At 46.3% G+C, this 216-nt stretch carries 1 pseudogene; it reads right to left on the reverse strand.

Annotation, left to right across the window (positions count from 1 at the left end):
- Positions 1 to 216 (reverse strand): annotated as a pseudogene (locus HJY11_RS14400) (M23 family metallopeptidase); the annotation flags it as partial.

Here is a 216-nt window from a genome sequence, read left to right on the forward strand (position 1 = left end):
TACTTCCTTCAGCTGTCCGTAAAAAAGTTCGTATCCGTTACCGATATCTACGTTTACTGTTGTTCCTGTCTCCGCGCTCACATCGATGGATTTGATGATTCCCGGTGCTGCTGAGATGACCTGGTCGCCTTCTGCGCCTGATATAACCAGGGCCGGATTGTACTTATACTGGTCAAGTGTCGAGAAATAAACTGTCTTATCCATGCTGTAGTTCAT

The sequence above is a fragment of the Bittarella massiliensis (ex Durand et al. 2017) genome, from assembly GCF_017566145.1.
Taxonomy (GTDB): Bacteria; Bacillota; Clostridia; order Oscillospirales; family Ruminococcaceae; genus Bittarella; species Bittarella massiliensis_A.